This window comes from Amycolatopsis sp. NPDC058340 (assembly GCF_042723975.1).
GTDB lineage: Bacteria > Actinomycetota > Actinomycetes > Mycobacteriales > Pseudonocardiaceae > Amycolatopsis.
In genome coordinates this window covers 1-7106 of the sequence record NZ_JBHXIB010000100.1, presented here as the reverse complement: position 1 = coordinate 7106, position 7106 = coordinate 1, and the positions used below count along the sequence as shown (strand labels likewise).

General features: G+C 67.4%; 7 protein-coding genes. 3 read left to right on the top strand and 4 right to left on the bottom strand.

Annotation, left to right across the window (positions count from 1 at the left end):
- Nucleotides 1–108 precede the first annotated feature (108 nt).
- The 4 genes from ACFWIW_RS42050 to ACFWIW_RS42035 form a co-directional block, all read right to left on the bottom strand.
- Nucleotides 109–1176 (bottom strand): 2-oxoacid:ferredoxin oxidoreductase subunit beta, encoded by a 1068-nt coding sequence (locus ACFWIW_RS42050; protein WP_034310725.1) that lies wholly within the window; start codon nt 1174–1176, stop codon nt 109–111.
- Nucleotides 1173–3080: a 2-oxoacid:acceptor oxidoreductase subunit alpha gene (locus ACFWIW_RS42045; RefSeq protein ID WP_240595922.1), complete on the bottom strand. Its 1908-nt coding sequence runs from the start codon at nt 3078–3080 to the stop codon at nt 1173–1175. The genes ACFWIW_RS42050 and ACFWIW_RS42045 overlap by 4 nt, the downstream gene beginning before the upstream one ends.
- A gap of 290 nt (nt 3081–3370) precedes the next feature.
- Complete coding sequence (locus tag ACFWIW_RS42040) at nt 3371–4123, bottom strand: enoyl-CoA hydratase (protein WP_378373591.1); 753 nt, start codon at nt 4121–4123, stop codon at nt 3371–3373.
- 13 nt (nt 4124–4136) lie between these two features.
- On the bottom strand, nt 4137–4583 hold the full coding sequence (locus ACFWIW_RS42035; RefSeq protein WP_005151923.1) for an Lrp/AsnC family transcriptional regulator: 447 nt from the start codon (nt 4581–4583) through the stop codon (nt 4137–4139).
- 74 nt (nt 4584–4657) lie between these two features.
- Here ACFWIW_RS42035 and ddaH point away from each other — a divergent pair, with 74 nt between their 5' ends.
- From ddaH to ACFWIW_RS42020, 3 genes are all read left to right on the top strand, one after another.
- Nucleotides 4658–5503, top strand: coding sequence for a dimethylargininase (gene ddaH / locus ACFWIW_RS42030; RefSeq protein WP_378373590.1), 846 nt, complete (start codon nt 4658–4660; stop codon nt 5501–5503).
- 91 nt (nt 5504–5594) lie between these two features.
- Nucleotides 5595–6251, top strand: coding sequence for a polysaccharide deacetylase family protein (locus ACFWIW_RS42025; RefSeq protein WP_378373589.1), 657 nt, complete (start codon nt 5595–5597; stop codon nt 6249–6251).
- A gap of 106 nt (nt 6252–6357) precedes the next feature.
- On the top strand, nt 6358–7026 hold the full coding sequence (locus ACFWIW_RS42020; RefSeq protein ID WP_378373588.1) for a glycoside hydrolase family 75 protein: 669 nt from the start codon (nt 6358–6360) through the stop codon (nt 7024–7026).
- Nucleotides 7027–7106: the final 80 nt, after the last annotated feature.

The window sequence follows — 7106 nt, the reverse complement described above, 5'->3', positions numbered from 1 at the left end:
GTCGTGGGATCTTTTATTTTTATAATAGACCCCCCTTCTTATGGGCGTCAACCCCCCCTTCCCCCGGCTCAGCCGGGGGAAGGGGGCCTTCACGCGCTTGAGGACCGGCTAGCTGACGACGGTCCAGGTGTCCTTGCCGCGCAGCAGCCCCTGCAGATCGGGCTTGCGGGCCGCCTGTGCCTCCGCGACCTGGGCACGTGCCTGGTCGTCGTAGGTTGGCCGCTCGACCTGCCGCAGGATGCCGGTCGGCACGTGGTTCAGGTTCTGGTCGCCGATCCGCGAAAGCGCGAACGCGTACGACGTGTCCTCGATCGCCGGATCGTGCACGACGAGGTTCTCCTCGCCGATGTTCGCGACCTTCCCGACCTCCAGGCCCGCCCAGCCGCTCCGCGTGACCCCGTATTCGCCCTGCGGCCCGAACTTGATCGGCTCGCCCGCCTTCAGCGGGATGAGCCGGGTCGCGGCCTCGTCCTTGTCCTTGAGGACGTCGAAGGCGCCGTCGTTGAAGATCGGGCAGTTCTGGTAGATCTCCACCAGCGCCGACCCGCGGTGTTTCGCGGCGGCTTCCAGCACCTCGGTCAGGCCCTTGCGGTCCGAGTCGAGCGCGCGGCCCACGAACGACGCCTCGGCGCCGATCGCCAGCGAAAGCGGGTTGAACGGGGTGTCGACCGAGCCCATCGGGGTGGACTTCGTGACCATGCCCGGCCCGGACGTCGGCGAGTACTGGCCCTTGGTGAGGCCGTAGATCCGGTTGTTGAACAGCAGGATCTTGATGTTCACGTTGCGCCGCAACGCGTGGATCAGGTGGTTGCCGCCGATGGACAGCGCGTCGCCGTCACCGGTGACGACCCACACCGAAAGATCCGGCCGCGCGGTCGCGAGCCCGGTCGCGATCGACGGCGCCCGGCCGTGGATCGAGTGCATGCCGTAGGTGTTCAGGTAGTACGGGAACCGGGACGAACACCCGATACCCGAGATGAACACGATGTTCTCGCGCTTGAGGCCGAGGGTCGGCAGGAACGACTGCACGGCGTTGAGCACGACGTAGTCACCGCAGCCGGGACACCAGCGGACCTCCTGGTCCGACTTGTAGTCCTTCGCCTTCTGCGGTTCGGTCTCGGTCGGCACAAGGTCCAAGCCGCCGAGGGTGGGGATCCCCAGGTCGATCGCGGTCACTTCGCCCCCTCCGTACTGGTGATGATCTCCGTGAAGACGCCTTGCAGCTCTTCGGCCTTGAAGGGCAGCCCGGCGACCTTCGTGTACGACTTCACGTCGACGAGATACTTGGCCCTCAAGAGCATCGAAAGCTGGCCGAGGTTCATTTCCGGGACGACGACGGTGTCGTACGAACGGAGCACGTCACCGAGGTTGCCGGGGAACGGGTTGAGATGGCGCAGATGCGCCTGCGCGATCGGCATGCCGTCCTTGCGGACGCGGCGGCACGCGGCGCCGATCGGCCCGTAGGACGAGCCCCAGCCGAGCGCCAGCACCCGTGCCTTGCCGCCGCTCGGATCGTCGACGACGAGGTCCGGGACGTCGACACCGTCGATCTTGGCCTGGCGCAGCCGGACCATCTTGTCGTGGTTGTCCGGGTCGTAGGAGATGTGGCCGGTCTTGTCGGCCTTCTCCAGCCCGCCGATGCGATGCTGCAGGCCGGCGGCGCCCGGCAGCGCCCACTGGCGGGCGAGGGTCTCGGGGTCGCGTACATACGGCCAGAATTCCCCGGAACCGTCCTCGGCATTCGGCTCGGTGGCGAATTCCACGCGCAGATCTGGCAGATCCTCGACGTCCGGGATCAGCCACGGTTCGGAGCCGTTCGCGATCGCGCCGTCCGAGAGCAGGAACACCGGCGTGCGGTACTTCAGCGCGATCCGGGTGGCCTCCAGCGCCGCGTCGAAGCAGTCCGCGGGGGACAGCGGCGCGACGATCGGCACCGGGGATTCGCCGTTGCGGCCGAACATCGCCTGCAGCAGGTCGGCCTGCTCGGTCTTGGTCGGCAGGCCGGTCGACGGGCCGCCGCGCTGCACGTCGACGACGACCAGGGGCAGTTCGGTCATCACCGCGAGGCCGATGGCCTCGGATTTCAGCGCGACACCGGGCCCGGACGTCGAGGTGACGCCCAGCGCACCGCCATAGGAGGCGCCGAGCGCCGCGCCGATGCCGGCGATCTCGTCCTCGGCCTGGAAGGTGAGGATGCCGTAGTTCTTGTGCTTGGACAGCTCGTGGAGGATGTCCGAAGCCGGGGTGATCGGGTACGTGCCCAGCAGGATCTGCAGCCCGGACTGCTGCCCGGCGGCGACCAGCCCGTACGCGAGCGCGGTGTTCCCGGTGATCTGGCGGTACGTGCCCTGGTTCAGCTTCGCGGGCGCGACCTCGTACGTCGTCGCGAACGACTCCGTCGTCTCGCCGTAGTTCCAGCCGGCGCGGAAGGCCAGGATGTTCGCCTCGGCGATGTCGGCCTTCTTCGCGAACTTCTCGCGCAGGAAGCGTTCCGTGCCTTCGGTCGGCCGGTGGTACATCCAGGAGAGCAGGCCGAGCGCGAACATGTTCTTCGCGCGTTCGGCGTCCTTTTTGGACAGGCCGGTCTCTTCGAGCGCGCCTCTGGTCAACGTCGACATGGCGACCCGGTGGACTTGATAGGCCGAAAGGGTGTCGTCGTCGAGAGGGTCGTTCTCGAAACCGACCTTGACCAGGTTCCGCTTCGAGAACTCGTCGGTGTTCAGGATGATCGTCCCGCCGGACGGGACATCGGCGAGGTTCGCCTTCAGGGCGGCGGGGTTCATCGCGACCAGGACGTCCGGCCGGTCGCCCGGGGTCAGGATGTCGTAGTCGGCGAAGTGCACCTGGAAGCTCGAGACGCCCGGGATGGTGCCCTGTGGCGCGCGGATCTCCGCGGGGAAGTTCGGCATGGTCGACAGGTCGTTGCCGAAGGCCGCCGCTTCCGAGGTGAACCTGTCACCCGTCAGCTGCATGCCGTCACCGGAGTCACCGGCGAACCGGATGACCACCCGGTCCAGCTTGGCGACCTCGGTGGGCCTGACGGCCGACAAGGAGCCGTTGCCGTTCGCACTCGTGCTCATAGGTCAGGGATTCCCTCTCTCCCGACGTGCGTCGTCCCCGGCCGTGCCGGAGATCGGCGTGCCTCGCCCGGCGATGTCGGCCAGGTCACAGGTGCCATGTCCCGAGGTTAGTCCTCGGCACACTTCCCAGGTTGCCGTAAAAACGGGCCGGGCCTACTTCTCGAGTGTCCTGAGCTCGTCGCTGAGCGGGGATTATCCGGTTTATCTGTTACCGATGGTAACGGTCGGCGATGCGGCCCGATTGTGAGCCGTATCTCCTTACAGCGTAGTCAAGTCCGGTCGAGGACCGATCAGCAGTTGGACAGTGAAGCCCGCAACCTGGCCAGCCGCTCGGCGAAGGCGGGTGCGGTGAGTGACGCCACCTGAGGCTCGATCTCGGCGTCGACGGCGGCCGAATGGTCGGTCAGTGCCGAGGTGTGCCGAAGCGTGCGCTTCGTCGCCAGAAGGACGTCTCGCGGAGCGTCGACGGCGGGTTTCGCCAGTTCACGGGCGGCCTCGACCGGATCGCCATCGACGAGCCGGAGCGCGAGCCCGCATTCGACAGCGGCTTCGGCGCCGACGACCTCACCGAAGAGTGTCATCGCCACGGCCTTCTGCGGTCCGACGAGCCGCTGGATCATCCACGTCATCCCGCCGCCGGGATGGATGCCGAGATCGAGAAATCTGGCCACGAACTTCGCCCTCGGTCCCACGATGCGGACGTCCGCGGCGAGCGCGAGGTTCAGTCCGGCGCCCACGGCGGCCCCGTTGACGGCGGCGATCGTCGGCAGGGAACACCGCGCCACCGAGAGGAATCCGTCGTAGATCGCGCGGAGCCCGTCCTCGCTGGCACTGGCGAGCATGTCCAGATCGGCGCCCGCGCAGAACGCCGGAGGCGCGCCGGTGACGACCAAGGCGTGGACACTCTCGTCGGCTTCGGCGCGCGAGACGGCCTCGGCCAGCTGCGCGGACAGGTCGAGGGTCAGTGCGTTGCGGGTCGCGGGCGCGTCGATGGTGAGCACGGCGACTCCGCCGTCATGGCTGGAGTGGATCTGATCGGTCACGCGGTCGAGGGTGTCACGCTTCGGGCGTCGGCGGGCGCTCGAGAAGCCTGGACAAGACGACGGTCGACACCGTGCGGTCGACGATCTCCAGCCCGCGCAGTCGTTCCAGCGCGGTCTCCAGGTGATGGATGTCCGAAGCGCGCAGATGGACGATCGCGTCGGCCGCGCCGGACACCGTGTAGGCCGCGACGACCTCGGGCAACGGTTCCAGCCGGGCGCGGATCCGGGCCGGGGTGATGTTGCCGTTGCAGGTCATCTCGACGAACGCCTCGGTGCCCCAGCCCAGCGCCTCCGGGTCCACGACCGCGGTGAACCCGCGCAGGACCCCGGTTTCGAGCAGCCGGTCGACCCGTCGTTTCACCGCGGGCGCGGACAGGCCGACGACTTTGCCGATGTCGGCGTAGCTGGACCTCGCGTTGGCCATCAGGCATGAAACGATTCGCTGGTCGATGGTGTTCACACGCAATGTTTAGCAGGTATATGCGCAGCGAACAGCGATTGATTGCGGAATTAGGTGAGCCTTACCCTTCGGGTATGCCGGAACTGGAGCAGCAGCCCCGTGTACCCACGACGCGCCGCTACCTCATGTGCCCGCCGCGGTACTTCGCGGTGGATTACGTCATCAACCCGTGGATGGACCCGTCGGTCCCGGTCAGCGTCGACACCGCGATGGCGCAATGGACCGAACTTCGCGACACCTACCGACGCCTCGGCCACACCGTCGAGGAGATCGACGCCCAGCCCGGCCTGCCCGACATGGTGTTCGCCGCGAACTCCGGCACGGTCGTCGACGGCCGGGTGCTCGGCTCGCGGTTCCGCGCCCCGCAGCGCACCGCCGAGGCCGAGCACTTCCGCCGCTGGTTCGTCGAACATGGCTACCGCGACATCACCATGCCCGAGAAGATCAACGAGGCCGAAGGCGACTTCGCCTGGACCGGCAAGGTCCTGCTCGCCGGCACCGGTTTCCGCACCGACCCGGCCGCGCACGCCGAAGCGCAGGAGGTCCTCGGCGTCCCGGTCGTCTCGCTGCGGCTGATCGACCCGAGCTACTACCACCTCGACACGGCGCTGTTCGTGCTCGCCGAGGCGACCGACACCACGTCCGCCCAGATCGCCTACTACCCGGACGCCTTCTCGGCCGGGTCGCGGAAGGTGCTGGAGCGGATGTTCCCCGACGCGGTAATCGCGGACCGGGCCGACGCGGAGTGCTTCGGCCTGAACGGGGTGTCCGACGGTCGCAACGTCGTCCTGCCGGTCGAGGCGACCGGATTGGCGGCGCGGCTGACCGAACGCGGCTACGAGGTCGTCTTCCTGGACATTTCCGAGCTGCGGAAGGCGGGCGGCGGCCCGAAGTGCTGCACCCTGGAGATCCGCAAGTAATCCATTAGTGGACACCTTGCGGGATCATGTAACTACTCCATTCGCCAACGCGATTAATCGGGAAAGAGACTCGGTCCCGAATGAGGCGCGGATGGTGATCCTGGCGATTGGCGGCGTGGGCAAACCCGTGCGCGCGCTGGATCCAGGCGAAAACGAGACATGGGTGACCGTCGAGCAGTTCGAGCGGGTGCTCGACTCGGTGGCCGGACGCGAGGACGTCGGGCTCACCTTCGACGACGGCAACGTCTCGGACGTCGAGATCGCGCTCCCCAGACTGGTGGAGCGCGATCTCACGGCCGAGTTCTTCCCGCTCGCGGGCCGGATCGGGCAGCGGGGTTTCCTCGACGCGGACGGCCTTCGCGCGCTGGTCGAGGCGGGGATGTCGATCGGCTCGCACGGCTGGGAGCACCGCGACTGGCGGCGGCTCGACGGCAGGCACGCCCGGCGCGAACTCGAAATCGCGCCGAAACTGCTCGCGGAGCTGAGCGGGAAACCCGTGCGCGCGTACGCGCCGCCGTTCGGCGCCTACGACCGGCGGGTGCTCAGCAGGCTCCGGCGTTCCGGGGCGACCAGGGTCTACACGACCGAAGGCGGCGCGGCTTCGCGTGACGGCTGGCTGCGGCCGCGGATCGAGGTCCGGCACGACGTCGACCAGGAGTGGATCGACGGCGTGCTCGGTGAGCGGGAGGGCCTGTACCGTCGAGCGGGACGGGTCATGGCGCGGGTCGCCAGGCTTGCCCGCTTTTGACCGGTTTTCTTTGTGCAGTGGGAAAATAACCCTTGAGCTGAAACGTCGGCGAAGGCATTCTGAGCACCCTCGATAAAGAAGCTTTATTAACTAAGGGGTGTTCGGTATGCGGAAACTGCTCCTGTTCTCGGCGATGGTGATGGCCGTGGGGCTGGCGCCCGCGGCGACGGCCGCGGCCACCCCTTCGATCCAGGCGGGTCCGACGGCGCAGCAGCTGCTGGCGAAGACGACCAGCTGCAAGCAGGTGTCGAACGGCAAGTACAAGACCGACGAGGAGACCGGCCGGACCATCGCGGTCTGCGACGCGGGAAGCGCCGTGTTCTGGAAGGCCGACATGGACGTCGACTGCGACGGGCAGCCGACCGCGCGGTGCAACAAGAACACCGACCCCTGGTTCCAGGACGGCACCGCGTATCCGCGCTCCGACGGCAAGGCACTGGTCGCCGACGAGACGCCCTACATCGTCGTGCCGAGCATCAGCAGCACGTGGAACTTCGAGAAGGCCGGCCTCAAGGGTGCCGGTTCGTGCGCGGTGATCTACAACAACAAGGTGCTGTACACCGTCATCGGTGACACCGGCCCGAAGAACATCATCGGCGAAGCGTCCTACGCGACCGCGAAGGCGCTGGGCATCAACCCGGACCCGAAGAACGGCGGCGTCGACTCGGGCGTCACGTACATCTGCTTCAAGAACTCGAAGGTCTCGCCCATCGAGAACCACGGGAAGGCGACGTCCGTCGGGGAGGGCTTGGCGGCGAAGTTCGTTCAGGGGTAACGGAAGCGGCGGGAGGGCATGGGTCGGGGTGGGTCGTGAGTGGTAAGTGACGTTCTAACGTCACTTACCACTCACGACCA